22 protein-coding genes and 2 riboswitches are annotated in these 26,118 nt (G+C 67.1%); of the genes, 14 read left to right on the top strand and 8 right to left on the bottom strand.

What is annotated here, in order from left to right:
• Positions 1 to 25: 25 nt before the first annotated feature.
• Positions 26 to 979: a LysR family transcriptional regulator ArgP gene (locus BIU82_RS04600; protein ID WP_070348297.1), complete on the top strand. Its 954-nt coding sequence runs from the start codon at positions 26 to 28 to the stop codon at positions 977 to 979.
• 28 nt (positions 980 to 1,007) lie between these two features.
• Here BIU82_RS04600 and BIU82_RS04595 read toward each other — a convergent pair whose 3' ends face one another.
• The 4 genes from BIU82_RS04595 to BIU82_RS04580 form a co-directional block, all read right to left on the bottom strand.
• Positions 1,008 to 2,369 (bottom strand): prealbumin-like fold domain-containing protein, encoded by a 1,362-nt coding sequence (locus BIU82_RS04595; protein ID WP_070348296.1) that lies wholly within the window; start codon positions 2,367 to 2,369, stop codon positions 1,008 to 1,010.
• 331 nt (positions 2,370 to 2,700) lie between these two features.
• Positions 2,701 to 4,347 carry a DNA repair helicase XPB gene (locus BIU82_RS04590; protein ID WP_070348295.1) on the bottom strand — a complete coding sequence of 549 codons (1,647 nt, stop codon included), beginning with the start codon at positions 4,345 to 4,347 and terminating at the stop codon, positions 2,701 to 2,703.
• Between the two features lie 9 nt (positions 4,348 to 4,356).
• Positions 4,357 to 6,843 (bottom strand): helicase-associated domain-containing protein, encoded by a 2,487-nt coding sequence (locus BIU82_RS04585; protein ID WP_070348294.1) that lies wholly within the window; start codon positions 6,841 to 6,843, stop codon positions 4,357 to 4,359.
• Positions 6,844 to 6,884: 41 nt separating this feature from the next.
• On the bottom strand, positions 6,885 to 7,100 hold the full coding sequence (locus BIU82_RS04580; RefSeq protein ID WP_070348293.1) for a hypothetical protein: 216 nt from the start codon (positions 7,098 to 7,100) through the stop codon (positions 6,885 to 6,887).
• A 171-nt stretch (positions 7,101 to 7,271) separates the two neighbouring features.
• Here BIU82_RS04580 and BIU82_RS04575 point away from each other — a divergent pair, with 171 nt between their 5' ends.
• From BIU82_RS04575 to BIU82_RS04565, 3 genes are read left to right on the top strand one after another with little or no spacing between them, the layout of a single operon-like run.
• Entirely contained in the window at positions 7,272 to 7,655 is a 384-nt protein-coding gene (locus BIU82_RS04575) for a cold shock domain-containing protein (RefSeq protein WP_070348292.1), read from the top strand.
• Between the two features lie 7 nt (positions 7,656 to 7,662).
• Entirely contained in the window at positions 7,663 to 8,202 is a 540-nt protein-coding gene (locus tag BIU82_RS04570; RefSeq protein WP_070348291.1) for a DUF3027 domain-containing protein, read from the top strand.
• A gap of 44 nt (positions 8,203 to 8,246) precedes the next feature.
• Complete coding sequence (locus BIU82_RS04565) at positions 8,247 to 9,527, top strand: MFS transporter (RefSeq protein ID WP_070348353.1); 1,281 nt, start codon at positions 8,247 to 8,249, stop codon at positions 9,525 to 9,527.
• A 65-nt stretch (positions 9,528 to 9,592) separates the two neighbouring features.
• Here BIU82_RS04565 and serC read toward each other — a convergent pair whose 3' ends face one another.
• Positions 9,593 to 10,723, bottom strand: a complete 1,131-nt coding sequence (serC, locus tag BIU82_RS04560; RefSeq protein ID WP_070348290.1) for a phosphoserine transaminase — start codon at positions 10,721 to 10,723, stop codon at positions 9,593 to 9,595.
• Positions 10,724 to 11,010: 287 nt separating this feature from the next.
• Between serC and BIU82_RS04555 the strand changes: the two genes are divergently transcribed.
• From BIU82_RS04555 to BIU82_RS04510, 10 genes are all read left to right on the top strand, one after another.
• Positions 11,011 to 11,706, top strand: coding sequence for a metal-dependent transcriptional regulator (locus BIU82_RS04555; RefSeq protein ID WP_070348352.1), 696 nt, complete (start codon positions 11,011 to 11,013; stop codon positions 11,704 to 11,706).
• Positions 11,707 to 11,814: 108 nt separating this feature from the next.
• Positions 11,815 to 12,030, top strand: a riboswitch (cyclic di-AMP (ydaO/yuaA leader).
• A gap of 4 nt (positions 12,031 to 12,034) precedes the next feature.
• Positions 12,035 to 12,865, top strand: coding sequence for a M23 family metallopeptidase (locus BIU82_RS04550; RefSeq protein ID WP_070348289.1), 831 nt, complete (start codon positions 12,035 to 12,037; stop codon positions 12,863 to 12,865).
• Positions 12,866 to 12,998: 133 nt separating this feature from the next.
• A riboswitch (cyclic di-AMP (ydaO/yuaA leader) is annotated at positions 12,999 to 13,183 on the top strand.
• A gap of 3 nt (positions 13,184 to 13,186) precedes the next feature.
• Positions 13,187 to 13,978 (top strand): NlpC/P60 family protein, encoded by a 792-nt coding sequence (locus tag BIU82_RS04545; RefSeq protein ID WP_070348288.1) that lies wholly within the window; start codon positions 13,187 to 13,189, stop codon positions 13,976 to 13,978.
• A 303-nt stretch (positions 13,979 to 14,281) separates the two neighbouring features.
• Positions 14,282 to 14,782: an HNH endonuclease gene (locus tag BIU82_RS04540; RefSeq protein ID WP_070348287.1), complete on the top strand. Its 501-nt coding sequence runs from the start codon at positions 14,282 to 14,284 to the stop codon at positions 14,780 to 14,782.
• Positions 14,783 to 14,906: 124 nt separating this feature from the next.
• Positions 14,907 to 15,521 carry an NTP transferase domain-containing protein gene (locus BIU82_RS19825; RefSeq protein ID WP_070348286.1) on the top strand — a complete coding sequence of 205 codons (615 nt, stop codon included), beginning with the start codon at positions 14,907 to 14,909 and terminating at the stop codon, positions 15,519 to 15,521.
• Entirely contained in the window at positions 15,518 to 15,862 is a 345-nt protein-coding gene (locus BIU82_RS19820) for a DUF6457 domain-containing protein (protein WP_253182682.1), read from the top strand. Before BIU82_RS19825 ends, BIU82_RS19820 begins: the two co-directional genes overlap by 4 nt.
• Positions 15,859 to 17,187, top strand: coding sequence for a molybdopterin molybdotransferase MoeA (locus tag BIU82_RS04525; protein WP_070348285.1), 1,329 nt, complete (start codon positions 15,859 to 15,861; stop codon positions 17,185 to 17,187). The genes BIU82_RS19820 and BIU82_RS04525 overlap by 4 nt, the downstream gene beginning before the upstream one ends.
• Before the next feature lie 14 nt (positions 17,188 to 17,201).
• On the top strand, positions 17,202 to 19,514 hold the full coding sequence (locus tag BIU82_RS04520; RefSeq protein WP_070348284.1) for an FdhF/YdeP family oxidoreductase: 2,313 nt from the start codon (positions 17,202 to 17,204) through the stop codon (positions 19,512 to 19,514).
• Positions 19,515 to 20,387, top strand: coding sequence for a formate dehydrogenase accessory sulfurtransferase FdhD (fdhD, locus tag BIU82_RS04515; RefSeq protein ID WP_070348283.1), 873 nt, complete (start codon positions 19,515 to 19,517; stop codon positions 20,385 to 20,387). It abuts the gene before it with no gap.
• A gap of 196 nt (positions 20,388 to 20,583) precedes the next feature.
• Complete coding sequence (locus tag BIU82_RS04510) at positions 20,584 to 23,604, top strand: glycoside hydrolase family 38 C-terminal domain-containing protein (protein WP_070348282.1); 3,021 nt, start codon at positions 20,584 to 20,586, stop codon at positions 23,602 to 23,604.
• Positions 23,605 to 23,662: 58 nt separating this feature from the next.
• On the opposite strand, the gene BIU82_RS04505 is transcribed toward BIU82_RS04510, so the two are convergent.
• Genes BIU82_RS04505 through BIU82_RS04495 form a run of 3 tightly spaced genes read right to left on the bottom strand, consistent with a single transcriptional unit; the run spans position 23,663 to position 25,964 of the window.
• Positions 23,663 to 24,493, bottom strand: coding sequence for an amino acid ABC transporter ATP-binding protein (locus tag BIU82_RS04505; protein ID WP_070348281.1), 831 nt, complete (start codon positions 24,491 to 24,493; stop codon positions 23,663 to 23,665).
• Complete coding sequence (locus BIU82_RS04500) at positions 24,480 to 25,145, bottom strand: amino acid ABC transporter permease (RefSeq protein WP_070348280.1); 666 nt, start codon at positions 25,143 to 25,145, stop codon at positions 24,480 to 24,482. The genes BIU82_RS04505 and BIU82_RS04500 overlap by 14 nt, the downstream gene beginning before the upstream one ends.
• Positions 25,146 to 25,148: 3 nt before the next feature.
• Complete coding sequence (locus BIU82_RS04495) at positions 25,149 to 25,964, bottom strand: amino acid ABC transporter substrate-binding protein (protein WP_070348279.1); 816 nt, start codon at positions 25,962 to 25,964, stop codon at positions 25,149 to 25,151.
• Positions 25,965 to 26,118 lie beyond the last annotated feature (154 nt).

Below are 26,118 nucleotides of genomic sequence, written 5' to 3'. Positions count from 1 at the left end.
TTCTTAGCTTCCGTAAGCTCTTCTTATGAGCCGTTTTTCCTCCGAGCAATTGCACACCTTCGCCGCGGTAGTCAGCGAGGGCACCCTCGAAGCAGCCGCACGGAAGCTTCACGTCACGGCCTCGGCCGTCTCCCAACGGCTCAAGGCGCTGGAGGACGGCGCAGGCCAGGTGCTCCTGCGCCGCAGCAATCCGGTGGAGGCGACGGCGGCCGGGGAAGTCGTGCTGCGGCTCGCCCGCCAGATGGCCCAGTTGGAGGAGGACGCGGGGCGCGAACTCGGCCTGGCTGCCGCAGCCCCGGGGCACCATAGCCTGCCGATCGCCGTCAACGCGGATTCCCTGTCCGTGTGGTTCCTGCGTGCCCTGGCGAAGATGCCGGAGGGACTGGACGTCGTCTTCGACCTGCGCCGGGACGACGAACAACATTCCGCCGGCATGCTGCGCTCCGGGGACGTCATGGCCGCCGTGACGGCCACCCCGGACCCCGTGCAGGGCTGCCGCGTGGAGCCCTTGGGAGTCATGCGTTACCGCGCGGTGGCGGCTCCGGAGTTCCTGGAACGGTGGCTCCCGGACGTCGCATCCGGAAAGCATCCGGACCCCGCTCAGCTCAACGCCGCTCCCGCCGTCGACTTCGACCGCAAGGACACCTACCAGGACGTCTTCCTGGACGGGCTGTTCACGAAGCACCGCATCCGCACCGCCCGCGCGCGCGGGCCGCGGCACTATGTTCCGGCGTCGCAGGACTTTTTCGACGCTGTCCGGCTTGGCCTCGGCTGGGCGTTGATTCCGGAAGTGCAGTGCGGTCCCGAGATCGACGCCGGACGGTTGGTCCAGCTTGCCCCGGACCGGCCGTTCGACGTGCCCCTGTTCTGGCAGCGCTGGCGTACGGCCTCGCCGTTGCTGGACACCGTCAGCGAGGTGGTGCGGAAAACGGCTGCCGATTATCTGCTCCAGCCGGAAGCCAAGGCGGGGCGGCGCTGACCGCACCGCCTTGGCCGGGTGGGCCCGCCTACTGCGGGATGTTGACGTTCGCCGGGTGGTTTCCGTAGCTCTTGTCGTCGTAGGCTGCGCCGCCAAGGCCGCAGAGCTGTGCCGCCGTCAGGCCGGCCGGTGCCGCTGCGAGCGAGGTCTTGTCCACGCCGTCTACCGTCACGGTGCTCGGGTAGAGCGTGTTGCCTGCTTCCTTGCAGACCAGGACGATCACCTTGAAGTCGCGGGGATCGACGAAGGTGAGCGTTACCGAGGAGCCGCCAGTCACCGTTACGGCTTGCGGGGCAGCGGTATCGTGGCCCGCCGGAGTGGTGGTTTCGACCACCCAGTAGCTGGCTGCCGGGACGTTCGTAAACGAGCACTTGCCGTCTGCACCGGTGGTGCAGGTGGTGGTTGTGGCGGTGTCCTCTGCTCCGAGGGTTCCGCCTACGGGGGCGTTGTCCGCGTACAGGGTGAAGACCGCGCCTTGGAGTGCTGATGCCGGGCTGTCGTCATCCTGCTTGACCACGTCGATGGTCCCGCACCGGGATTCGCCGGCGCTGATCGGTGCGATGAAGTCTTTCACGGCCGAGGTGAAGGAGTCGGACGCGCGGCTCTTCAGGTAGGCGGATGCGAAGGGCAGGCACGCGCCGGGGTCGATGATGCCGGAATCGGTCAGATTGATGGCGGCTTCACCGAAGGTGCGTGTGCTCAGCGTACGGGGCGCATCCGGAGCAATCGGATCGGTGACGGGCTCCGTATTGATCGAGCCTTCGAAGTTGCCGGTCAGGCTGTGGACCTTGTCCCAGCAGGGGACGCTGTTCGACGCTTGGCAGACCTGCTGTGGATTACCGCTGGTCACCCACAGGTGGTAGCCGAGAACCGGGTTCACGCCGCCCTGGGAGAGGTCGTACTTGATGAGGACGTCGCCGGCCGTGCGGACCGGGGTGACCCCATTGGCGGAGAGCACCTTGGACTGGTTGAACTCGAAGTCCATGTTGGTGGTGCCGTTCGGTTCCTGGACGCGTTCCCAGGCGAGGTACAGGAAATCGTCGCCGTTTTCAGGTATGAGCCGGGTGTAGAACCGCAGGAGATCGCTCTTGTTGTTCGGGATGGAGCCGGCGACGACGGACGGGACGGCGTCGTCTTCCTTGGTGCCGTTGCCGAAGGAATCGTCCGTTTGTCCGGTGGGTTTGTCGATGGCGCAACCGAGGACTGATCCGGGTGGACAATCAATGCCGGCGTTGGCCCAGTCCATTGCCTCGTCGTTGACCACGAGGTTGCCGTCACCGGCGTCGAAGCTGCTGCCGGTGAGGTTGGCCCGGGCGGCAGTGGTGCCGCTCATGGCCAGCGCGAAGACGGCGAGGCCGACGCCGATCTGCGCGCGTGTCTTTTTCTGCATGATGATCGCTTCCCAACATTGAGGGTGCCCAATGAGCAGCGGCACTGCCGGACGTGCCGGTACCGGGCGGGAAGTCATGCGGAATGTGCCGGGCATCAGCTGGAACGGGTGGCGGTGCGCACTTGATGGCGTCTTGCGACGCCGGCCCGGCCTTTCGGCGGGACACGGCAGGCTGTTCTGAATCCAGCCCGTCCTGCGTTACCCCCGGCGGCTCCGATTATAGCTATCCGGTAACGGCCCGACAATTGCCTGAAAGCGGCAATTTTGGCGGCCCGTGAGCTGCTGTCTGGGTTCAGGCGCCGTACCGTCCGGCGGCGTTTTTCCGGCCCCGTTACTCCGCCGCGCCGGCGTCCTTCGCGTCCATGATCCGGTAGGCGTAGCCCTGCTCGGCCAGGAAGCGTTGGCGCTTCGCGGCGAACTCCTGATCGAGGGTGTCGCGGGCCACCAGGGCGTAGAAGCGCGCGGCCCGGCCGTCCTTTTTGGGCCGCAGGAGCCTGCCGAGGCGCTGGGCCTCCTCCTGCCGCGAGCCGAAGGAACCGGAGACCTGGATGGCCACGGAGGCCTCGGGCAGGTCGATGGAGAAGTTGGCCACCTTGGACACCACCAGGGTCTGGATTTCCCCGGCCCGGAAGGCGTCGAAGAGCTTTTGGCGCATGCGCACCGACGTTTCGCCCTTGATCACCGGGGCGTTCAGGCGTGCTCCGATTTCGTCGAGCTGGTCGATGTACTGCCCGATCACCAGCAGTTGTTCGCCCGGGTGCGCGGCAACCAGCTGTTCGACCAGCGCGGTCTTGGTCTCCGACGTCGAGCACAAGCGGTACTTGTCCGCATCCTCCGCCATGGCGTAGGCCACGCGCTCGTCCCGCGGCAGGTCCACGCGGACCTCCACGCAGTCCGCGGGCGCGATGTAGCCCTGCGCCTCGATGTCCTTCCACGGCGCGTCATAACGCTTCGGCCCGATCAGCGAGAAGACTTCGCCCTCCCGGCCGTCCTCGCGCACCAGCGTGGCCGTGAGCCCGAGGCGCCGGCGGGCCTGCAGGTCCGCAGTCATACGGAAGATGGGGGCGGGCAACAGGTGGACTTCGTCGTAGATGATCAGGCCCCAGTCATGGCCGTCGACGAGTTCAAGGTGCGGGTAGATGCCGCCGCGGCGGGTGGTGAGCACCTGGTAGGTGGCGATCGTGACGGGCCGGACCTCCTTGACCGAGCCGGAGTACTCGCCGATTTCGTCTTCGGTGAGCGAGGTCCGCTTGAGCAGTTCGTCCTTCCACTGCCTGGCCGAAACCGTGTTGGTAACCAGGATGAGCGTGGTGGTGCAGCCGGTGGCCATCGCGGCCGCCCCGACGATCGTCTTGCCCGCGCCGCAGGGAAGCACGACGACGCCGCTGCCGCCGGCCCAGAAGTTCTCCGTGGCCAGCTTCTGGTACGGGCGCAGCTGCCAGCCGTCCTCGTTGAGGTGGATCAGGTGCGGGGTGCCGTCCACGTAGCCGGCACGGTCGTCCGCGGGCCAGCCGAGCTTGAGCAGCAACTGCTTCAGCTGCCCGCGCTGCGAGGAGTGCACCACCACGGTTTCACCGTCGATCCGGGGGCCCAGCAGGGGAGCGATCTTCTTCGCCCGGATGACTTCCTCCAGCACGGGATAGTCGTCCGTGCGCATCACCAAGCCGTGCTGCGGATCCTTTTCCAGGCGCAGCCGCCCGTAACGGGACATGGTTTCCTCGATGTCCACCAGCAGCGAATGCGGCACAGGGAAGCGCGAATAGCGCAGCAGGGTGTCCAACACCTTTTCGGCGTCAAGGCCTGCAGCCCTCGCGTTCCACAGGCCCAGCGGGGTGAGCCGGTAGCTGTGCACGTGCTCCGGGGCGCGCTCGAGCTCGGCGAACGCCGCGATGGCATGCCTGGCCTCGGTGGCGAGTTCATGGTCCACTTCCAGCAGGATGGTTTTGTCGCTTTGTACGATCAGCGGACCGTCGCTCACTCTGCTCCCTTACGTGCCTTGCTTGTGTGCGTGCCCGGCCACCTGGCCTGCCGCGGGCTCGACGTCCACAATACGGTGGATGGACAGTACCCGTTCGGTGTCCCGCGCGGGATCGAACACCCGCACCCTGCCGCCGGACACGGATACTGGAACAACCGTTTCCGTCGCGGAATTCCCCTGCCCGTCCACCACGTTCATCGTCACGGCCTGCTTCAAACGGATCGCGCGTTCCAGGGCCTCGAGCCCCAGCTGCGCTGCCGCCTCGCCCGAAGTCGCGGGCGGCCCGGCCGGCCGCTGCCGCAGCACCGCGAGCTGCGCTTCGACGTCGTCCTCCGCCGGAGCCGAGCGGGGTGCGGAATACACCGGCCGCGCGCTACCGGGTACGGCGGTTGTCCGCTTGTAGCGCACGACGGCGGGCTCGGCCTCCTGCACGGTGGGCGAGAGTCCCAGCTCGCGCAGCACCCTCGCCGTTTCCCGCGGACTGGCCGCCGAGGTGAGCACCGTGGGGGCGAGCCGGACCAGTCCGAGGCTGGCGGTCCCTGACTCCTGGAGGAGCTCGGCGATGGCCGTTTCGTCGTCGCTCTGGATGAAGCTCGCGCTGCTGGCCACACGCAGCCTGCCGTGCCTGGACGCAGTGTCCTGGACCAGGTACTCGAGCGGCTGCGGAACCTCGGTGGCTGAGTGCTCCCGCAGGAACTGCAGGATGGACGCGGCGTCCTGTCCGGCGTCGAGCGCCCTGCGGATGGAACCTTCGGAGAAACGGTAGATGGTGGCGGGTCCCTGCCCTTCGGCGTCCGCGAGCAGCGCCAGGCGCTCGCCGAGGCCGGGGGACAGATAGCCGGGCGCGACGGCGGTCAGGTCCGCCTGCAGCAACACATGGTTGACAGCGGCGGGCAGGTGCTCGCCGAGGATGTCCAGGGCCCGTTCCGGCTGCTCGACGGCGACTGCCGCGCCAAGCTGGGTCAACGCACCGGATCCAATGAGCCCCAGAAGTTCTGCCTCGCGCAGGATCCCGGGCACCAGCGAACTGAAGCGGCGCGCCATCCGGGGCTGGGACCATTCCGCGCGTTCCAGCACCGAACGGGCGTCCAGCACCGGTGCCCGTCCGTCCGGCGCTGACGCCTCTTCGGTCAGTTCGTGCAGGATCTCCAACACCCGACGCCGGATCAGCGGGGCGTCGGGCCGCTGGGCTTCGGCGGACAGTGCGTTGATGGTGGTTCCGGCGGAGCTGGGCCTGCCCTGGTGGCCGGCGGAGGCGGAAACCGCTTGGCCCACGAGCGACGGGGCGCGTTCACTGGCCAGCCAGGCATTGACCACCCACAGCCATTGCTCCTGGCGCGGCAGGGAAATCCACTCCAAGCCAGCAGGCTGGACCCACGTTGAGCTGTCCACGTCCAGTCGGAGGAGCCCGGCCAGTGCGGCAATTTCGAGGAACAGCCCCGCCTCGCGCATATCCACCCGCAGGCGGTCTGCGAGGCGCTTGAGCTCACGGACGCCCACGCCGCCGCTGCGCAGCGTGGCCAGCGGTTGCTCACGGGCGGCGGCCAGCAGTTCCGCCAGGAGCCGCAGCGCTTCGGCGATGGCGCCCAGGGCGGCGTTCCTGCGCAGGAGGGCGCTGGTGAGGCCCAACTCCGGGCGCGGCGCGTGGACCGTGAAATGGTCAACGATCATGCCGCCCCGGAGCGCCAGGCCCACGCTGTGCGGCAGCTCCACATGGGAAGCATCCAGGGGGACGAGCAGGCCGCGGGCCAGCAGCCAGTCGATCGGGCCGACGTCGGGACCTTCATTGGCGATCGAGGCCATCCGCTGCGCCTGCGGCACGGCGCCCATCGCCCAGCTCCCGAACTTGTCCAGCAGGGCCCGGGTACGCTCCGGCGCTTTCGCGAGGATGCCCTCGAGGGCCTTCGGTGCCGACGTCCAGCGCTGCAGGGCCAGCGCGGCGTCCATGGGAGTGGCGGCCTCCGGCACGCTGGCACCGCTGTGCCGCAACTCGGTGACCAGTTGCACCGCCCGCTGCGCGAAGGCCGGCTGCAGGCGGACCAGTTCCGTGTAACTACGGCCCAGCCCCGCGGGATAGATGCCGACGACGTCCTTGAGGCTGCCGACCGGCAGGTAGAAACGTTGCTTGGGGGCGGGCGGCGTCCCCGCAGGAGGCTCGCAGCGTTGGATGAGCGCCAGGTCCTCGAGCCGGTGCAGGATTCCGTCCAGCGCCGTGAGCGTGGCGCCCGCGATCACCTTCTTGAGCCCCGCAGCCGAAATGCCGTGCCCGGTATCCGGGTTGGTGCACAGATGCAGCGCCTCCAGGACCTGCATCTCCGGTTTGTTCAGCCGCTCCATGGCGCGCTGCACGCTTACCCGGGCGCTCGCCCGCGCCGCCAGGGCAGCGAAATCCGGGGCCGCCGGCGACATCAGGTCCGGCCGCGCGGCAAAAAGCGCCCGCAGCGAGTCGTCGCTGCGCGCTTCCAGGTCTTTGCTGAGCGCGCGGATGAGGGACATTACTTCAACGTTACCGCCCGCGGGAGCCGCTGCGCCCCGGCTTATTTCCGCCGGCGCAGCACCACGGCGTCGACCACCAGGACAAGCATGCCCAGGAACGCGAGCGGCAGGCCGTAGAGGGCGAGCGAGGTCATCCAGACCGGGGCGGCACTGCCCGCGGCGGCAATCGCCATGACACCGCCAACGGCGGCGAGCGAAAGCAAAGCGACGACGGCGGCGGCGATCGTCAGGGGGCGGCGGTAGCCGGTGATACTCATGCAAGCAACGCTAACAGCCTGCGCGGAAGCGCGGGATCGCGGCCCGGCACGATAACCTTGAGGGAACAGACCAACACGGACACAGGCAAGTGCCCCCGATCCCGCAGGGACCCTGCGGATGCGGCGACGTGCCGGCCGTGTCTCCACGCAAGAACGAAGAAGGTTGAATACGTGCCCACCGGCAAGGTCAAGTGGTATGACAAGGACAAAGGTTTCGGATTCCTCGCGGCCGAAGACGGCCAGGAGGTCTTCCTGCCCAAATCGGCGCTGCCCGCGGGCGTAAACGAACTCAAGGCAGGCACCCGGGTGGAGTTCGGCGTCGCCGACGGCCGCCGCGGCGCCCAGGCACTCGGCCTGCGCGTGCTGGACAAGCTGCCCTCCGTTGCCAAGGCCAAGCGCATGGGCGCCCGCGAACTGGCCCCCGTGGTCCAGGACCTCGTGTCCGTACTGGACAAGCTTTCCGGCAGCCTCTCGGCCGGCAAGTACCCCGAAGGCGCCAAGGGCAAGGCCATCGCGGCAGCGCTGCGCAAGGTCGCCGAAGAGCTCGAGGCCTAGGCCGGCCATGACGTCCAAGCCTCCGGCCAAGGACCCGGCCGCCAAACCGCGCGCCGGCGTACCGGTGTGGCGCACCGGCAAGCCGGACGCATTCCTGGCTGCCGCCGTCGACGTTGCCCGCGACGCCGTGGCAACCATCGCCAAGGACTCTGAAATCGGCCCGCACATCGCGGCGAAGTCCGAGGGCGAACGCGTGGTCACCCACCTGTTCGAATCACGGCTTCCCGGCTATGGCGGCTGGCAGTGGTACGCGGTGGTCACCCGCAACTCGCGCTCCAAGACGGTCACCGTCAGCGAACTCGGACTGCTGCCGTCGGAAGATTCCATCCTGGCCCCGGAATGGATTCCGTGGGCCAAGCGCGTCCGGCCGGAAGACGAGGCGCCCGCGCCGGAAAGTGATCCGGAAAGCGACGCGGAAACCGACGGCGCCGAGGCCTCCGACGGTTCCGCGGCTGAAGGACCGGATGAGGAGTCCGGGGCGGACGAAGCTCCCGCCGGCGAAACTCCCTCCGACGAAGCTCCCTCCGACGAAACCGGGGCTGAATAGCCCTTGGCGTGTACGGCGGGGAGTAGCGGAGAAGGCGGCAGATGATGTCCACCTTCAAATCCCTGCACATCCGCAACTACCGCGTCTGGTTCCTCGGCGCCCTGGTGTCCAACATCGGAACCTGGATGCAGCGGACCGCCCAGGACTGGCTGGTCTTCGACCACCTGAGCAACCACGACGCCGGTGCCATGGGCATCACCCTCGCCCTGCAGCTGGGGCCCCAGCTGTTCCTGGCGCCGTGGGCGGGGCTGCTGGCGGACCGTTACAACCGCCGCCGTCTCCTGTTCCTGACCCAGGGAATCATGGCTCTGCTGAGCACCGGCCTTGGCATCCTGGTGGTGGCCGGGGCGGGGCAGCTCTGGCATGTCTATGTGTTTGCCCTGTTACTGGGCATCGTCTCGGCGCTGGACGCCCCGGTCCGCCAGACCTTTGTTTCCGAACTGGTGGGGGATGACTCCCTCGCCAATGCGGTGGCACTCAACAGCGCCTCATTCAATGTTGCCCGCATGATCGGACCGGCCGTCGCCGGGGTGCTGACTGTCGTCGTCGGACCCGGTTGGGTGTTCCTGCTTAATACGCTGACCTTCGTGGCCATGATCCTGGCGCTGGCCAGGATACCCACCAGGACCCTGCGCGCCCAGCCCCGGGCCGCTGCGGGCAAGGGCCGCATCCGCGAAGGCCTCCGCTATGTGCGCCACCGCCGGGACATCGTGGTGGTCCTCGTGGCGATCTTCATCATGGGAACGCTCGGGCTGAACTTCGTCCTCTTCATCGCGGCCATGGTAGGCACGGAATTCGGCATGGACGCCGGCGCCTTCGGACTGATGAATTCGATCATGGCCATCGGCTCGGTGACAGGTGCCCTTCTCTCGGCCAGGCGGGGCCGTCCGCGCCTGCGCCTGATCTTCGGCGCCGCAGGCGGATTCGGAGCAGCCAGCCTCCTGGCCGCCCTCGCGCCGAACTATGCCTTGTTCGGCGCCGCGTTGGTTCCGGTGGGCCTTTTCGCGCTGACCATGATCACCAGCGCCAACGGCTATGTGCAGTCCACCACCGAACCGGTGATGCGTGGTCGTGTCATGGCCCTGTACATGGCAATCTTCATGGGCGGCACACCCATTGGCGCTCCGCTGGTGGGCTGGATCGCCAACGTTGCCGGACCGCGGTGGTCCCTCGGGGTGGCAGCTGCGGCGGGAATTTCCGCGTCGCTGGTGGGCCTGGTCTGGATCATCCGCGCGCGGCAGCTGCGCCTGCGCTTCGACCGCAGCGCCAAGGGGCTGCGGGTCTTCAGGATCGCGTCGGTCTCCGAGGAACCACCCCGGGCTTAAAAGAGCAGCGCCGCCCGGATTCCGGGCGGCGCTGCTGTAGGGGGCTGCTGCTTGTGCGCGGGCTGCTACTTGCGGAGTTCGCCCACCACGTAGTCGATGCTGGCCAGCAGGGCCGAAATGTCATCCGGCTCAATTGCCACGAAGGTGGCGATGCGCAGCTGGTTGCGGCCGAGCTTGCGGTAGGGCTCGGTGTCCACGATGCCGTTGGCGCGCAGCACCTTGGCGATCGCGGCGGCGTCCACGGAGTCGTCGAAGTCGATCGTGGCGATGACGTTGGAGCGGTCCTCGGCCTTGGCGACGAACGGGGTGGCGAACTCGGAGGCTTCGGCCCACTGGTAGACGCGCTGCGCGGAATCGGCGGTGCGCTTGGCAGCGAAGTCGAGGCCGCCGTTCTTGTTCAGCCACTGCACCTGGGCATCCAGGGTGACCAGCGTGCTCAGGGACGGGGTGTTGTACGTCTGGTTCAGCTTCGAGTTGTCGATCGCAGTCTGCAGGTCCAGGAAGTCCGGGATCCAGCGGCCGCTGTCCTTGATGCGGGCGGCGCGCTCCAGCGCGGCGGGGGAGAACAGGCCGAGCCACAGGCCGCCGTCGGACGCAAAGTTCTTCTGCGGAGCGAAGTAGTAGACATCGGCTTCGGCAACATCGACGTCGAGGCCGCCGGCAGCGGAGGTGGCGTCCACCAGGACCAGCGCGCCGTCGTCGGCTCCGTCCACGCGCTTGACCGGTGCGGCAACACCGGTGGACGTTTCGTTCTGCGGCCAGGCATAAACGTCGACGCCGGCCTCGGCCTGCGCTGCCGGGCGCGTGCCGGGCTCGGACTTGATGATGGAGGAGGCTTCCAGGAACGGGGCCTTGTTGGTGGCGGCGGCGAACTTGGAACCGAATTCGCCGAAGGAGAGGTGCTGGGCCTTCTTTTCGACCAGGCCGAAGCTTGCGACGTCCCAGAACGCGGTGGATCCGCCGACGCCGAGGATCACCTCGTAACCGTCGGGAGCGCGGAAGAATTCGCTGAGGCCTTCGCGTACCGAGCCCACCAGGTTCTTGACCGGTGCCTGGCGGTGCGAGGTGCCGAGGATGGTTGCGGATGCGGCGGACAGTGCTTCGATCTGCTCCGGGCGGACTTTCGACGGCCCGGCACCGAACCGGCCGTCGACGGGCTTCAGATCGGCCGGAATAGTGATGCTGTTCTCGCTCACGGGTTAGCTCCAAACGGTGTAGCGGCCTGGTGGTTCACGGCGGGGGCTGGGTGCTCCGTCGCCTCCCCAATTCTGCCTGACGCCACGGGGATGGCAGAACCGAACTGTCACAGTCCGCCACGGGCCTGCCATCTGCCACGGACGGCCTTTGGAATTATCAAGAGTAATTCCAAATAAGCTAAGCTGGGGTATACCGGTCCGGGCGGAAACGCCCGCGAAACGGCAGCCCGTCCGCTTGCGGTACGGTGGAAATCACGCAACATACTGTGCTCGAGGAGCTGAGCTTGATGACGGATCTGATCGATACCACTGAGATGTATCTTCGAACCATCCTGGAGCTCGAGGAAGAAGGCATCGTTGCCCTTCGCGCACGGATCGCCGAACGCCTCCGCCACTCGGGTCCCACGGTGTCCCAGACCGTCGGACGCATGGAGCGGGACGGCCTGGTGGTTGTTTCCAACGACCGCCACCTTGAACTGACGCCCGCCGGCCGCAAACGCGCCACTGAAGTCATGCGCAAGCACCGCCTGGCCGAACGCCTGCTGGCCGATGTGATCGGGCTCGACTGGGCTTATGTCCATGACGAAGCGTGCCGCTGGGAACACGTGATGAGTGAACGTGTCGAGCGCCGGCTCTACGAACTCCTGGACCGCCCCACCGAATCCCCGTACGGCAACCCGATCCCGGGCCTTGAAGGAATCGGTGGGACCGCGTCCCATCCCTTCGGCGCAGGCGTCGTGAACCTGCTGCAGGCCATGGAGGACTACGCTCCGGAGGCCAAGGTTGTGGTCAGCCGCCTGGCCGAACCGATCCAGGTTGAACCCGAACTGCTGGTGCAGCTGGACGAAGGCGGGATCCGCCCCGGCGCCCAGGTCTCCCTGGCGCGCGCCGGCGAGTACATTTCGGTACGCGTCCCCGGGATCGAAGGCGCCCTTGAACTGCCGCCGGAAGTCGCGGCCCATGTCTTTGTGACCGTGGCCTGAGCGTCCCGCGAAGATAACGAATTTATTACTGAGGGCGTTAATCACCTATAGTTGTCTACTAGCGCCGATACCAAAGCGTTACCTGTTCCGGAGTCGAACTCTGCCAGCGGATCAGGTGGATTGAATCCGTTCATTGGCAGGGGCGGGGGAACCATCACTGGTTGCCGGAAGGCAATCTTGGGGTGAAGTCCGCATGGGGAGTGCAAGTTCCGCAGGGCCTTTCGGGGGATAGCTCTGTGCCGCGTGTATTGCCCTGTGGGCCAGGTCTTTGAACTCTCTGACCTGAATCCGACAGCTAACCTCGCAGGCTTCCAGAGAGGAAACCTTTTTGACCACGCAGAACACCAGGGGCCGCAGGCGCGCGTCCGGTCCCGTTGCTGAACTGCGGCCTCGGGCCGTCGCAGGCGTCGAGCGGCCCCGTGATATCCACCGTGAATCCCGTCGCCGCAGGACCCCTGTCCAGCAGCTTGCCGACTTCGCCGCAGCGAGCGGCGTCGGCCAGAAAGCCGGCGTGGCCCTTGCCGCCACCGGTCTCATCCTGACGGTAGCCCTTCCGGGAACCGGGGCCATGACCGCTTCGCCCGGTGCCGTTACCGGGTCCCCCATGGCAGCTGCAGCGCTTGGCTCCCAGCCTGAAATCCCCGTATCCGCGGCCGCGAAGGTCGATTTTAGCCGCATGGCCGTGTCCACCAAGGCCGATCCCGACGCCAAGCTGCGTCAGCTGCTGAGCGCGCAGTCCGCCGGCACCGTGCAGGCTGAATCCTCCAAGGGCAGCCTCGGCGCCCCGCTGGCGGACATGGTTTCCGTGTCGCCCTTCGGTTACCGAATCAACCCGTTCACGGGTGGTTACGGCGAATTCCACCGTGGCCGCGACTATGCCGCCCAGTGCGGCACCGAGGTCTTCGCCGCCGCTTCCGGCAAGGTCACTTTCGCCGGCTGGCACCCCTACGGTGGCGGCAACCGCGTTGTGGTGGACCACGGCAACGGCCTGGAAACCACGTACAACCACCTGTCGTCCTTTGACGTCACGGTTGGCCAGAGCGTCAACCGCGGCGATGTGATTGCCCTGAGCGGCACCACCGGCGCCTCTACCGGCTGCCACCTGCACTTCGAGGTCATGGTCAACGGCGACGTCGTTGAGCCCTTGGGCTGGCTCTAAAAAGCCGATCTGATGGTGACCTCTCGTATTAATGTCACCGTCCGTGACCTGAATGTGACATTCGATCCGAATTGCTGTACCGTCTAAACCGCGTCAACTTCTAGAGGGTTGATGCACTTGAGTGGATTGCCTAGCTCTGCCACTGCTCAAGTCCCGTTCGCAAAACATCGTCTGGCAGAGGCGGGGGACCCACTTCCGGTCACCATCACGGTGGCCTTGGGGTTAAGTCGCAGATCATTTCCGTAAGGAAATACCCTGCGGCCGGATGACTCCCATCCGAATCCGACAGCTTACCTCGCGGGCATAGGGAGAGGCTTCTTCGTGTCTTCACGCACTATTCCTGCGCGTCATCGCGCCGCAGCCGCCAAGACTGCACCGCTTGCCGTTATCGCCAAGACCGTCGGCAGCAACGCCGGCGGCATGGGCCGCCAGGCAGCCGTTATCGCCGCTGCATCCGGCCTGGTCCTGACCAGCGGAATCGCCGCCAACGCCGCCGAGACCAACGTCTCCCGCGAATCCAGCGCAGCTTCCACCCTGGAAGTCCAGACTGTCGCACAGGCAAGCATCGCTGCCGGCTCCAGCGTTTCCATCAAGTTCGAGCGCCCCGCCGTCAAGACCGTTGCAGCCCCGGTCATCGAAGAGGCTCCGGTCGAGGTCCAGGAAGCCGAGGCTCCGGCCGTGGAAGCCGTTGAAGCTCCCGCCGCCGAGGTTGAGGCCGCTCCGGCCGCCCAGATCTCCGTGACCACCCCGGCTGCTGCCCCGGCTCCGAAGAAGGTCGCCAGCGGCCAGGGTGCCGCCATCGCAGCCGCAGCCTACGCCCAGCTCGGCGTTGCCCAGGACTGCACCGCACTGGCCAGCAACTCCCTGGCTGCTGTCGGCATTAACTTCCACGGCTGGCCGGCAGACTACCTGTCCCTCGGCCGCACCGTCAGCGCCGCCGAGGCTCAGCCGGGCGACCTGATCTACTACGCAGACGGTGGCATGGGCATGGCCCACATCGCTGTGTACGTCGGCAACGGCCAGGCCGTGCACGGCGGCTGGAACGGTGGAACCACCGTTGTCTACAGCGCCAACGTAGGCTCCGGCCCGGTCTTCATCCGCGTCGGCGGCTGATTCAGAGCTTTCCGGGAAGCCCCGCAGGTCACGGACCTGCGGGGCTTCCTGCTTTAATCCGGAGACAACGCCTCAACCCGGGGACAATGCCGCAGCGGGCACCCGGTTCCGGGAGCCCAAAGCAGCCTCTCGAGGACATGTCCGGGACATGAACATTGGCCGACACCTCCCGTGTCCGGGCGCGTGGATTCGTTGTTCCGGCCCTTGAATGTTTACTCTGGAGGTGTCGATCCACAGCCCGTACATGCAGAGGGCAGCCGGCCCTCGCGCCCCTGACGGGTGCGGCCGTGAAGAGGTACGTGCATGCGCACACTCGTTCTGAATGCTGGATATGAACCGCTGGCGGTAGTCACATTCCGCCGGGCGCTGGTCCTTGTGCTCACCGGAAAAGCAAGCGTAGTGGCCGAAGGCGACGATCCAGTCGTCGGGCCTCGGGAGGTTCTTGGACGACCGTCCGTGATCCTCCTTAACCGCTACATCCGGCCGAGGTACAACCGGATCACCGCTGTCACCCGCCGCGGAGTGCTGCGGCGGGACGCGCACCGGTGCGCCTACTGCGGCAAAGCAGCCCACACCATTGACCACGTCCTCCCCAAATCCAGGGGCGGCGCGGATTCCTGGGAAAACCTGGTGGCGGCGTGCCTGCGCTGCAACAACGCCAAGAGTGACCACACGCCCGCCGAAATGGGCTGGACGCTGCGGTTCAAACCGGCGGCTCCCACGGGAACCATCTGGCAGATCAAGGAGCTCGAGAAGCCTGCTCCTGCATGGGATCCTTTCCTGCTGCCTGAATCGGCAGCCTGATTCCAGGGTGTGCGTCACGGCCGTGACCGGCCGTTTTCCGGCATGCCCGCGGGACCGTCGCGCATAGCCGCCTCCCAAAGCTCGCTACGCTCACTTCGGGGCCCTCGGCGGCTAGGCTTGGCGGGTGGAATTCGACGCGGTTGTCCTTGCGGGAGGCAGGTCCTCCCGCCTCGGCGGTGTGCCCAAGGCGGGATTGCTGCACGACGGCGTGACGCTCCTTGAGCGTGCACTGGCCGCGGCGCGCGGCGCTGGCTCGCTCGTCGTCGTCGGGCCCCGTCCTGCAACCTTGCCGGCGGGTGTATTGACGGCCCGGGAAGAGCCGCCGTTCGCGGGGCCTGCCGCAGCGATCGCCGCCGGATTGGCCGCGTTGGAACAAGATGCCGCGGAACGCGGCAGGCCCCAAGCGCCGTGGCTGCTGGTCCTCGCCTGCGATATGCCGCACGCCGGATCGGCCGTCCCAGCGCTGTTCGATGAGCTTCGGGAGCATCCCGGCGCAGACGGCGTGCTGGCGCTTTCGCCCGATGGCCGGAAGCAGCCACTCCTTGCGGTGTACTCGACGGCGGCGCTGCAGCGTTCGATTTCGGCGCGGTGCGGTGCTGCGTCCTTAACGAACGCGCCCGTGTTCAGCCTGCTTGCTAGTCTTGAGATGCTGACCGCAGCCGTCCCCGATCACGCCGCCGACGACGTCGACACCTGGGATGATGCCGCTGCGCTCGGCGTGCACGGCGAACCGTCGTGACACCGGCACCGGACGTGGAGGCAATCGTGAAGAGCCAGGAAGAGACCCTCGAAGAATGGTGCAGGACGCTGTTGCGGGCCTTTGAACTCGAAGATGCCGACATCGATATCGACGCCGTATTGTCCCTCGCCGGCGTGGCGGCCCACTCGGTGGTGCGGCCGGCTGCACCGCTGACCACCTTCGTTGCCGGCCTTGCCGCCGGCCTGGCAGCGGGTTCCGGGGACTCGGACCGGGCCGCGGCCATGGATTCCGCGCTTGCGCTTGCCCGGAAGCTTTCCAAGGAATATGCGGCTGAGAACAGCGCTGCCCCCGGAAACACAGTGGAGACCGACGCCGGATGACGGAAGCCGAGGCCGCGCACGGGCACGGCCACCTGGACCACCTCTGGGAAGAAGCACGGCAGTTGGCGTTCGACTGCGCAACTCCCATACCCGCCGGGCCCGTCCGCCTGGCCGAGGCCCTGGGCCGGACCCTCGCCGAGGATGTCTGCGCACCCCGGGACCTGCCGCACTATGCGTCGTCCGCTATGGACGGCTGGGCGGTCAACGGCAGCGGACCCTGGATCCTCGCCGAACCCGGGCAGCGGCTGGCACCCCACCAGGCGAGTCCCATCGTCACCGGCGGGCTGGTCCCGCCCGGCGCCAAAGCGGTGCTGCGCAGCGAAAGCGGCGTGATCACCAACGACGATGAGGGATTGCCGGTCCTGGCCCTGGGCGGCGGCGCGAAGCCGGGGGAGCCCCGCAACGGCCAGCACATCCGACGGGCCGGCGAGGAAGCCGCCGAAGGGGAAGTCCTCATCAAGTCCGGAACGGTCCTGAACCCCGTGCACCTGGCCGTCGCAGCCCTGGCCGGCCGCGACGAGCTAACTGTGCTGGGCAAGCCCTTGGTCAAGTTCCTCTTCACCGGTTCCGAAGTCGTCACCGAAGGAGTCCCGGTCCCGGGGCAGGTGCGGGACACTTTCGGCCCCCAGCTGGGTGCCGTCGTCGAACTCCTTGGTGGTATCCGCGGCGGGCAGGCGCGCGCCGGCGATTCCTATGAGGAATGGCTGGAGGCACTGCGCGAAGGTGAGGACGCGCCGGAAACAGCGCCGGCCGACGTCGTCATCACCACCGGAGGAACCGGCAAATCCGGCACCGACCACTTCCGCAAGGCGATTGCGGAACTGGGCGGGCGGCTGCTGATCGACGGCATCGCGATGCGGCCGGGGCACCCGGCCGTACTGGCGGAACTGCCGGACGGGCGGTTCGTGCTGGGGCTGCCCGGCAACCCGCTCGCGGCGATGATGGCACTGTTCACTGTGGGGGCGCCGCTGCTTGCTGCGCTCGGCCATGGCCGCCTGCCCGAGGTGGGGGAGGTGCCCTGCGGCTCCACGCTCGAGCCCCTGCCGGGGCGCACACGGCTGATTCCGTTCAAGCTCGTCTACGGGCTGGCATCCCCGGCGCAGCACGCCGGCTCCGGGATGATGCGCGGACTGGCAGGGGCCGACGGCGTCATGGTCGTTCCGCCGCACGGCGTGCAGCTGGGGGCAATGGTTCCGGCGTTTCCGCTTCCGTGGGGGCCGCCGCTTCCGGTCCCGAAAGCTGCCGAGGACAAGCCGAAGAAGTCCGCCAGGGCTGCGCGCAAGACGCCATCGGGTCCGGTGGACTGGAGTGCGCTGGACGCCTGAGCAATGATGGACGTATGAACAGGCAAGCTCCCCAGCAGGACATCAACGAAGATGACCTCCAGGTCCACGCGCCCAAGCGCTCCGCGGCCGGCGTCAAGGCCGTCACGGTCGCCTTGGAACGGGGCATAGCGCAGGCCGGCGTCAGCCGCACCGTCCGTTCGATGCTGCGCGTCAACCAGCGGGACGGCTTCGACTGCCCGGGTTGTGCCTGGCCGGAAACCATCACGGGGCGGCGCAGCCCTGCGGAGTTCTGCGAAAACGGCGCCAAGGCCATCGCCGAGGAAAGCACTACGCGCACTGTCACCCCGGAGTTCTGGGCGAGCCATTCCCTGGCGGAGCTGGAGGACAAGACCGAGTACTGGCTGGGCAGCCAGGGCCGCATCACCGAGCCCGTGGTGCTGCGGCCGGGGGACACCCACTACTCACGGATCAGCTGGGGAGACGCTTTCGCGCTGATCGCCGAGCACATCAAGGCCACGACGCCGGACCGTTGCGTGTTCTACACCTCCGGCCGGACGGCGAACGAGACGGCGTTCATGTACCAGCTGTTCGCCCGCTCGCTGGGGACGAACAACCTGCCGGACTGCTCGAACATGTGCCACGAATCGTCCGGTTCCGCGCTGAACCCGACCATCGGCATCGGCAAGGGCACGGTGTCCCTGGACGATCTCCACGCCGCCCAGCTGATCTTGGTGGTTGGCCAGAACCCCGGGACGAACCATCCCCGCATGCTCGGCGCCTTGAAGGAGTGCAAAGACGCCGGCGGCAAGGTGGTGGCGGTGAACCCGCTGCCCGAGGCCGGGCTACTGAACTTCAAGGATCCGCAGAGCGTGAACGGGGTGATCGGCAGCGGGACCACCATTGCCGATGAGTTCCTGCAGATCAAAGTCGGCGGCGACCTCGCCCTCTTCCAAGCCCTGGGCCACCTGCTCCTGGAAGAGGAGAAGCGCAATCCGGGCACGGTGGTGGACCGTGCCTTCGTGGAGTCGCAGACGGACGGCTTTGAAGCCTACGCCGAAGCACGCGCCACCCTGGACTGGGAAGTTACGGAAAAAGCCACGGGCCTGCGCCGGGACGAGATCACCAAGCTTGCGGACATGATGGCCAAGTCCAAGGCCACCATCATCTGCTGGGCGCTCGGCCTGACCCAGCAGCCGCATTCCGTGGACACGCTGCGCGAGATCATTAACCTGCTCCTGCTGCAGGGCAATTTCGGGAAGCCCGGCGCAGGCGCCTGTCCGGTGCGCGGCCACTCGAATGTCCAGGGCGACCGCACCATGGGAATCTGGGAAAAGCCGAAGGAAGAGTTCCTGCAGGCACTGGACCGGGAGTTCGGCTTCACCATGCCGCGCGAGCACGGCTATGACTCCGTGGAAACCCAGCACGCCCTGGAAAACGGCGAGGTGGACGTTTTCGTTTCGATGGGCGGCAACTTCGCCGCCGCTGGCTCGGACACTGCGGCCCTGGAAGCGGGGATGCGGACGGCCGGGTTGACCGTGCACATCTCCACCAAGCCCAACCGCGCACACGTCGTGCACGGCAAGACCTCGCTGATCCTGCCCACCTTGGGCCGGACGGACACGGACGACAAACACCCCGGCGGCCGCCAGTTCCTCTCAGTGGAGGACTCCATGTCCGTCATCCACAAGACGCAGGGCCGGCTGGAGCCTGTCTCCGAGCACCTGCTCAGTGAACCGGTGATCGTGGCCCGCATGGCGCAGGCCGTCTTCGGCGACGAGCACAAGGTGGACTGGCGCTCCATGGCGGAGGACTATGACGTCATCCGCAACCACATTTCCCGCGTCATTCCGGGCTTCGAGGACTTCAACACCCGGGTGCGGAGCAGGAACGGCTTCGTGCTGCCCAATCCGCCGCGGGACACCCGCACCTTCGCCACGGATATCGGCAAGGCACGCTTTACCGTCAGCCCCCTGGAATACCTGGAGGCCCCGGCCGGGCATCTGATCCTGCAGACGGTCCGCAGCCACGACCAGTACAACACCACCTTCTACGGCGTTGATGACCGTTATCGCGGGATCTCCGAGGGCCGCCGCGTCATCCTGGTGCACCCGGACGATCTTACGGAGCTTGGCTTCGAAGACCGGGACCTGGTGGACGTCATTTCCACCTTCGCCGGCACCGAGCGCCGTGCGGACAGGTTCCGGCTCATTGCCTACCCCACCGCACGGGGTTGCGCCGCAGCGTACTTCCCGGAGGCCAACGCCTTGGTGCACCGTGAGCTCGTGGCCCGTGAATCGAATACCCCGGGCTACAAGGCCATGGTGGTCCGCTTTGTACCCCACGTTTCAACTCCGGAAGGCAAGTGAATGGGACGCGTCACGCAGCGCCGGAAGGTGCACAAGTTCGTATTGGACGGCTCCGCACAGGCATCCGAACATCCGGTCCGCCACAAGGAGGATGTGCTCGCCGTCGAGGAGCCTCTGGAGATCCGGCTCGGGCGGATGTCCTTCTCCGTGACCATGCGTACCCCGGGGGACGACTTCGACCTCGTGGCCGGCTTCCTCGTGTCCGAAGGCGTCATCTGGGACCCCGCGCAGCTGGTTTCCCTGCGCTTCTGCGCGGGTGAGGACGAGAACGGCGTCCAGACCTTCAATGTGGTGGAAGCCCAGCTGCGGCCCGACGTCGTACTGCCGGACACCGGCCGCAAGGTGTACACCTCCAGTTCCTGCGGGATCTGCGGCACCGACTCGATCGAGGCCGTGCGCAAGACGCTGCGGTACAACACTGCCGACGACGATCTGCGGCTTCCGGTGGAAACCGTCGCCGCACTGCCGGACAAGCTCCGCGAGGCCCAGGCCGTGTTCGACAAGACCGGCGGCGTGCATGCTGCCGGGCTCTTCCGGATCCACGACGACGGTTCCGCAGAACTCCTGTGCCTCCGCGAAGACGTGGGCCGGCACAACGCCGTGGACAAAGTGGTGGGCTGGGCGCTGCGCGAAGGGAAGCTTCCGCTCTCGGGGACCGTGCTCCAGGTGTCCGGACGCGCATCCTTCGAACTGGTGCAAAAGGCCGCCCTCGCCGGAATCCCGGTGCTTGCCGCCGTCAGCGCACCCTCCAGCCTGGCGGTGGAACTCGCCGAGGAAACCGGTGTGACACTGGTGGGCTTCAGCCGCCGGACCAGCCTGAATGTCTACGCGGGGAGCGGACGGATCCTGGCCGCGGCGCCGTCGCCGGCCTGAATCCTCCTGAACCCTCCTGAAATCAGGGAGAGTCGTCATTCACTTGGCTATTGGCCTCGGACAACGTAGATTTTTATCCATCGATTGGAAGCGTTATCCCTTCCGGGGGACTGCGTGGTCCGTACCATGACAAGCCTGCTTCGTAACGGGCGTTGCCCCGGCTGCCACACACGGCGGGGCGCTAGGGGGATCTGAATTGCACGACGACCGGCGACTGACCGAAAAGCGCCTGGACCGTTTTGTCCGCGAGCGGATCGCGCCCGCCGTTTACGGCCGTACGGTACCCCTGAACCTGAGCAGCTGGGATGTGCCGGGCGAACCCGTGCCGGCGGCCGAGGCCATCCACCAGGAGTACGAACCGCTGGAGCACCGCTCCGAGTGGGGCCGCGCCTGGAGCACCAAGTGGATCCGGCTCCAGGGCGAAGTCCCGGACGGCTGGGGTGCCGCAGAAGGCACCACGGTGGAGGTCGTCGTCGACCTCGGCTTCAACAACGATGCCCCCGGCTTCCAATGCGAAGGCATCGCCTGGCGCCCGGACGCCACCATCATCAAGGCCATCTCGCCCCGCAACCAGCACGTGCCGCTGAAGCTGCTCGGCGGCGGCATGTCCGTGGACTTCTACGTCGAAGCCGCGGCCAATCCGGACCTGAGCCAGGGCTGGACCTTCGCGGCCACCCCGCTCGGCGACAAAGCCACGGCCGGGGACGAACCCCGCTATCGCCTGGGCCGCATCGCCATTGCAGAGCTCAACGAGACCGTGTGGGAGCTGAACCAGGACATCTGGACCCTGAGCGGCCTGATGCACGAGTTGCCCATGGAGCTGCCGCGCCGCCACACCATCCTGCGCGCTTTCGAACGCATGCTGGACGTCATGGACCCGGACGACATCGCCGGCACGGCGGCCGCCGGGCGCGAAGCACTTGCCGGAGTCCTGGCCAGCCCGGCCTATCCTTCGGCCCACGAACTCCTGGCCACCGGGCATGCCCACATCGACTCCGCCTGGCTCTGGCCGGTCCGCGAAACCATCCGCAAATGCGCCCGCACCTTCTCGAATGTCGTGGCACTCATGGATGACAACCCGGACTTCGTGTTCTCCTGCTCCTCCGCCCAGCAGCTGGCCTGGATCAAGGAGTTCTACCCTGAGCTCTTTGTCCGCATCCGGGAGAAGGTCAAGGCAGGGCAGTTCATGCCGGTGGGCGGCATGTGGGTCGAATCGGATACCAACATGCCCGGCGGCGAAGCCATGGCCCGCCAGTTCGTCGAAGGCAAGAGCTTCTTCCTGCAGGAGTTTGACGTCGATTGCCAGGAAGCTTGGCTGCCGGATTCCTTCGGCTACTCCGGTGCCCTGCCGCAGATCGTGAAGTCCGCCGGCTCGCGCTGGTTCCTCACCCAGAAGATTTCCTGGAACCAGGTCAACAAGATGCCGCACCACACCTTCAACTGGGAAGGCATCGACGGCACCCGGCTCTTCACCCACTTCCCGCCCGTGGACAGCTACAACTCGGAACTCCACGGCCGCGAACTGGCCCACGCCGAGCGCAACTACCGTGAGCACGGCCGCGGCACCGTGTCCCTGGTGCCGTTTGGCTACGGCGACGGCGGCGGCGGACCTACCCGCGAAATGGTCGCCGCGGCGCACCGCACGGCAAACCTGGAAGGTTCGCCGAAGGTCCGGATGGGAACCGCCAAGGACTTCTTCCGGCAGGCGGAGGCCGAGTATCCGGACCTCCCGGTCTGGGTCGGCGAGCTGTACCTGGAACTGCACCGCGGCACCTACACCAGCCAGGCCAACACCAAGCAGGGCAACCGCCGCTCGGAGCACCTCCTGCGCGAAGCCGAGTTGTGGTGCGCGACGGCGGCCGTCCGCAGCGATTACACGTACCCTGCCGCTGAGCTGAAGAGGCTGTGGCGGCTGGTGCTGCTCCAGCAGTTCCACGACATCCTGCCGGGCAGCTCGATCGCCTGGGTCCACCAGGACGCCGAACGCAACTACGCGGCGATCGCGCGGGAGCTTGAAGGCATCATCGCCGGTGCCGCCAAGGCCCTGCTCGGCGAAGGCAGTACCCCGTTCCTGCTCAACGCCGCCCCGCACGCACGCCGCGGTGTACCGGCCCTGGCCGCGGCCGAGGCAACGCCGGAGGAACGGCCTGTCGAGGCCATCGAGCAGGACGGCGGCTATGTGCTGGACAACGGCGTGATCCGTGCCGTGCTGGACGCCAACGGCCTGCTCACGTCCTTGTCCGACTACGCAAGCGGCCGCGAAGCGATCGCGCCTGGCCTGCCGGGCAACCACCTGGAGCTGTTCCGCGATACCCCCAACGAATGGGACGCCTGGGACATCGACGAGTTCTACCGCCGCAACGTCCGCTCCCTGGCCGAAGCGCGTTCGCTGCGCCTGGAGCGCGACGGCGGGGACGCCGTCGTCGTGGTGGAACGCGAGGTGGGTTCCTCCACGATCACCCAGCGCATCAGCCTGGCGGCCGCTTCGCCGTCGCTGGATATCTCGACGGCGGTCGACTGGCAGGAGCGCGAAAAGCTGCTGAAGGTGTCCTTCCCGTTCGACGTACGGGCGGACCGTTCGGCCTCGGAGACGCAGTTCGGACATGTGTTCCGGCCGACCCACACGAATACCTCCTGGGAAGCGGCGAAGTTCGAGATCTGCGCCCACCGCTGGATCCACGTGGGCGAACCCGGCTACGGGGTGGCCGTGGCCAACGCCTCCAGCTACGGGCACGATGTCACCCGGGCCATCCGGGAGGACGGCGGCACCACCACCAACGTGCGGGTCTCGCTGCTGCGGGCCCCCAAGTTCCCCGATCCGCAGGCTGACCGCGGCATGCACGTGCTGGAATTGAGCGTGCGCCCCGGTGCCGCAATCGCCGACGCCGTCGAGGAGGGTTACCGCCGCAACCTCGCGCCGCGCACGGTCACCGGCGCCGCCCCGGCGGAGCCGCTGTTCTCGGTGTCCGGGAAGGCGGTGGTCATGGAGGCCGTGAAGCTGGCCGAAGACGGTTCCGGCGACGTCATCGTGCGGCTCTACGAATCCCTGGGCGAACGCTCCAGGGGAGTGGTTTCGGCCAACTTCGCGGCCCGTTCCGTGCGCGTGGTGGATCTGCTGGAGCGTCCTGTCGACGCACCCGGCGTGCTGGTCGGCGACGGCAATGCTGAGCTGGCCCTGCGGCCCTTCCAACTGGTGACCTTGCGCTTCGGCCGATGAGGATGCGAATGACAAAGGACCCAGGCCCGTGCGGGCCTGGGTCCTTGTGATTGATCCTTCAGACGTCGTGCTGGATCCGTTTGACGAACTGCTTGGTGCGTTCCTGCCGCGGGGCGCCTAGCACCTCGGCGGCCGGTCCGCGCTCCACCACGACGCCGCCGTCCATGAAGACGACCTCGTCGGCCACGTGGCGGGCGAAGCCAAGCTCATGCGTGACAATCACCATGGTCCAGCCTTCCTCCGCCAGCTCCTTGATGACGGCGAGGACCTCGCCCACCAGCTCAGGGTCCAGGGCGGAAGTGGGCTCGTCGAAGAGCAGGAGCTGCGGCTTGAGGGCAAGTGCACGCACGATGCCCACGCGCTGCTGCTGGCCGCCCGAGAGCTGGAAGGGGTACGCGTCCCGCTTGTCGGCCAGGCCCACGCGGGTCAGCAGGCGGAGCGCATCCGCTTCGGCCTCGGCCTTGGGGCGTTTCTGCACCTGCACCGGGCCTTCGGTGACGTTCTTCAGCACCGTCATATGCGGGAACAGGTTGTAGTGCTGAAACACCATCGCGCTGCGGTCCCGGAGGGCGGCGATCCCGCGCTTGCCGACAGGTACCGAGAAGTCCAGCGCGAGGTCGCCGCCGCTTGCAGCAGCGGAACCGCCCGCGGTCGCGCCGCCGGCAACGGAAGCACCGAAGGTGACCGTGCCGCCGTCGGGCACTTCAAGGCCGTTGAGCGACCGCAGCACGGTGGTCTTGCCCGAACCGGACGGCCCGATCAGGGCCACCACCTGCCCGCGGCGGACGTCGAGGTCGATGCCGCGCAGCACGGTATTGCTGCCGAAGGACTTGGTGAGCCCGCGGGCGGACAACACCAGGGACGCATCGAGGGGATCAGTGGGCGACATAGCGGTCCAATCTGCGTTCCAGGGCCGATTGCGCGGTGGACAGCACCAGGCAGATCACCCAGTAAACCAGCGCCGCCTCAAGGTACAGCACCATGAATTCCTGGCTGAACGCGGCGATCTGCTGCGCATTCTTGAAGAGCTCCGTCACCAGGATGAGCGAGGCCAGCGAGGTGTCTTTCACCAGCGAGATGAAGGTGTTGGACAGCGGCGGCACGGACACCCGGGCGGCCTGCGGCAGGATGATCCGCAGCAGGGTCTGCGCGCCGGACATGCCGATGGTGTGCCCGGCCTCCCATTGCCCCTTGGGCACGGAGAGAATGGCTGCCCGGATGATTTCCGCCGCGTAGCCGCCCACGTTCAGGGAGAACGCGATGATGGCGCTGGGCCAGGGGTCCAGCTTCACTCCCAGGCTGGGCAGGCCGTAGAAAATCACGAACAGCTGCACCAGCAGGGGAGTGCCGCGGATGACCGAGACGTAGAAGCGTGCGACGGCGGAGAGCACCTTGTTGGGGCTCAGCCGCAACAGCGCGACGAACAGCGCCAGGAGCAGGCCGAACGCGAAGGACGCCAGGGTCAGCGGGATGGTGCCGGCAATGGCGCCGCCGATGATCGGCCCGAAGGAACTCCAGACGAGGTCCCAGTTGAAAGTCATCGGCTACTTGGTGACGTCCGCGCCGAAGTACTTCTGCGAGATCTTCGCCAGGGTGCCGTCCGTGCGCAGCTCTTCTAGTGCCTTGTCCACGGCCTTGGCCAGTTCCGTGGAGCCGTTGCGGAAGACGAAGGCGCTTTCGGTCTTTTCCGTGGTCTCGGCGGCGAGCTTCAGGCCGGAATCCGGGGTGGTCTTGGCGTAGTCGAGGTAGGTCAGCTTGTCGTTCACCGTGGCGTCCACGCGGCCCTGGCGGACCAGGGTGGCTGCCTGGGCCCAGCCCTCCACGGACTGCACGTTGGCGCCGGCTTCGACAGCGTCCTTGTAGAAACTGCTGGTGAGCGACTGGGCGGTGGTCTTGCCCTTGAGGTCCTCGAAGCTCTTGATGTCGTTGTTGTCCGCCTTGGTGACCACGACGCCGGTGGACACGGTGTACGGGGCGGAGAAGGCGTACTTGGCCTTGCGTTCGTCGGTGATGGAGATCTGGTTGGCGATCGTGTCGAAGCGCTTGGAGTCCAGGCCCGCGAAGATGCCGTCGAACTGGGTCTCTTCGAACTTGGCCTTGACGCCGAGCTTGGCAGCGACGGCCTCGGCGATTTCGACGTCGAAGCCGGTGAGCTTGCCGGCGCCCTCGTCATGGAAGCTGAACGGCCGGTAAGTGCCTTCCGTGGCGATCACGATCTCGCCCTTGGACTTGATGTCGGAGAGGGAGGTGTCGGAAGCAGTCGACGACGGTGCGGGGCTTCCGCCGCAGGCGGCCAGGGTGAGGGCGGCAGCGGCGAACGCTGCGGAAATGGCGGTGCGGCGGGTGAGCAGGCTTTTCATGAGTGCCATCTTAGCCATGCGGCAAGCGGGAGATGGCGGGCACGCCGCCCGGCGTAAAGGGCCGTTAAAAAGGCTGAGTGGGGGGCGGTCCCCAACAGCCCGCCCACCACTCATCCCCCCAATGGTGCTCCTGTTCGCGCCACGGCTTCTCGAA

The organism is Arthrobacter sp. SW1 (assembly GCF_001766675.1).
Lineage (GTDB): Bacteria > Actinomycetota > Actinomycetes > Actinomycetales > Micrococcaceae > Arthrobacter.
This window is presented reverse-complemented; position numbering and strand designations above follow the sequence as displayed.

Excerpts from the sequence above, each read along its gene's own strand:
- BIU82_RS04600 (WP_070348297.1), top strand. The coding sequence starts at position 26 with ATGAGCCGTTTTTCCTCCGAGCAATTGCACACCTTCGCCGCGGTAGTC.
- BIU82_RS04595 (WP_070348296.1), bottom strand. The coding sequence starts at position 2,369 with ATGCAGAAAAAGACACGCGCGCAGATCGGCGTCGGCCTCGCCGTCTTC.
- BIU82_RS04585 (WP_070348294.1), bottom strand. The coding sequence starts at position 6,843 with ATGTCCCTCATCCGCGCGCTCAGCAAAGACCTGGAAGCGCGCAGCGAC.
- BIU82_RS04580 (WP_070348293.1), bottom strand. The coding sequence starts at position 7,100 with ATGAGTATCACCGGCTACCGCCGCCCCCTGACGATCGCCGCCGCCGTC.
- BIU82_RS04570 (WP_070348291.1), top strand. The coding sequence starts at position 7,663 with ATGACGTCCAAGCCTCCGGCCAAGGACCCGGCCGCCAAACCGCGCGCC.
- BIU82_RS04565 (WP_070348353.1), top strand. The coding sequence starts at position 8,247 with ATGTCCACCTTCAAATCCCTGCACATCCGCAACTACCGCGTCTGGTTC.
- BIU82_RS04555 (WP_070348352.1), top strand. The coding sequence starts at position 11,011 with ATGACGGATCTGATCGATACCACTGAGATGTATCTTCGAACCATCCTG.
- BIU82_RS04540 (WP_070348287.1), top strand. The coding sequence starts at position 14,282 with ATGCGCACACTCGTTCTGAATGCTGGATATGAACCGCTGGCGGTAGTC.
- BIU82_RS04525 (WP_070348285.1), top strand. The coding sequence starts at position 15,859 with ATGACGGAAGCCGAGGCCGCGCACGGGCACGGCCACCTGGACCACCTC.
- BIU82_RS04520 (WP_070348284.1), top strand. The coding sequence starts at position 17,202 with ATGAACAGGCAAGCTCCCCAGCAGGACATCAACGAAGATGACCTCCAG.
- fdhD (WP_070348283.1), top strand. The coding sequence starts at position 19,515 with ATGGGACGCGTCACGCAGCGCCGGAAGGTGCACAAGTTCGTATTGGAC.
- BIU82_RS04505 (WP_070348281.1), bottom strand. The coding sequence starts at position 24,493 with ATGTCGCCCACTGATCCCCTCGATGCGTCCCTGGTGTTGTCCGCCCGC.
- BIU82_RS04500 (WP_070348280.1), bottom strand. The coding sequence starts at position 25,145 with ATGACTTTCAACTGGGACCTCGTCTGGAGTTCCTTCGGGCCGATCATC.
- BIU82_RS04495 (WP_070348279.1), bottom strand. The coding sequence starts at position 25,964 with ATGAAAAGCCTGCTCACCCGCCGCACCGCCATTTCCGCAGCGTTCGCC.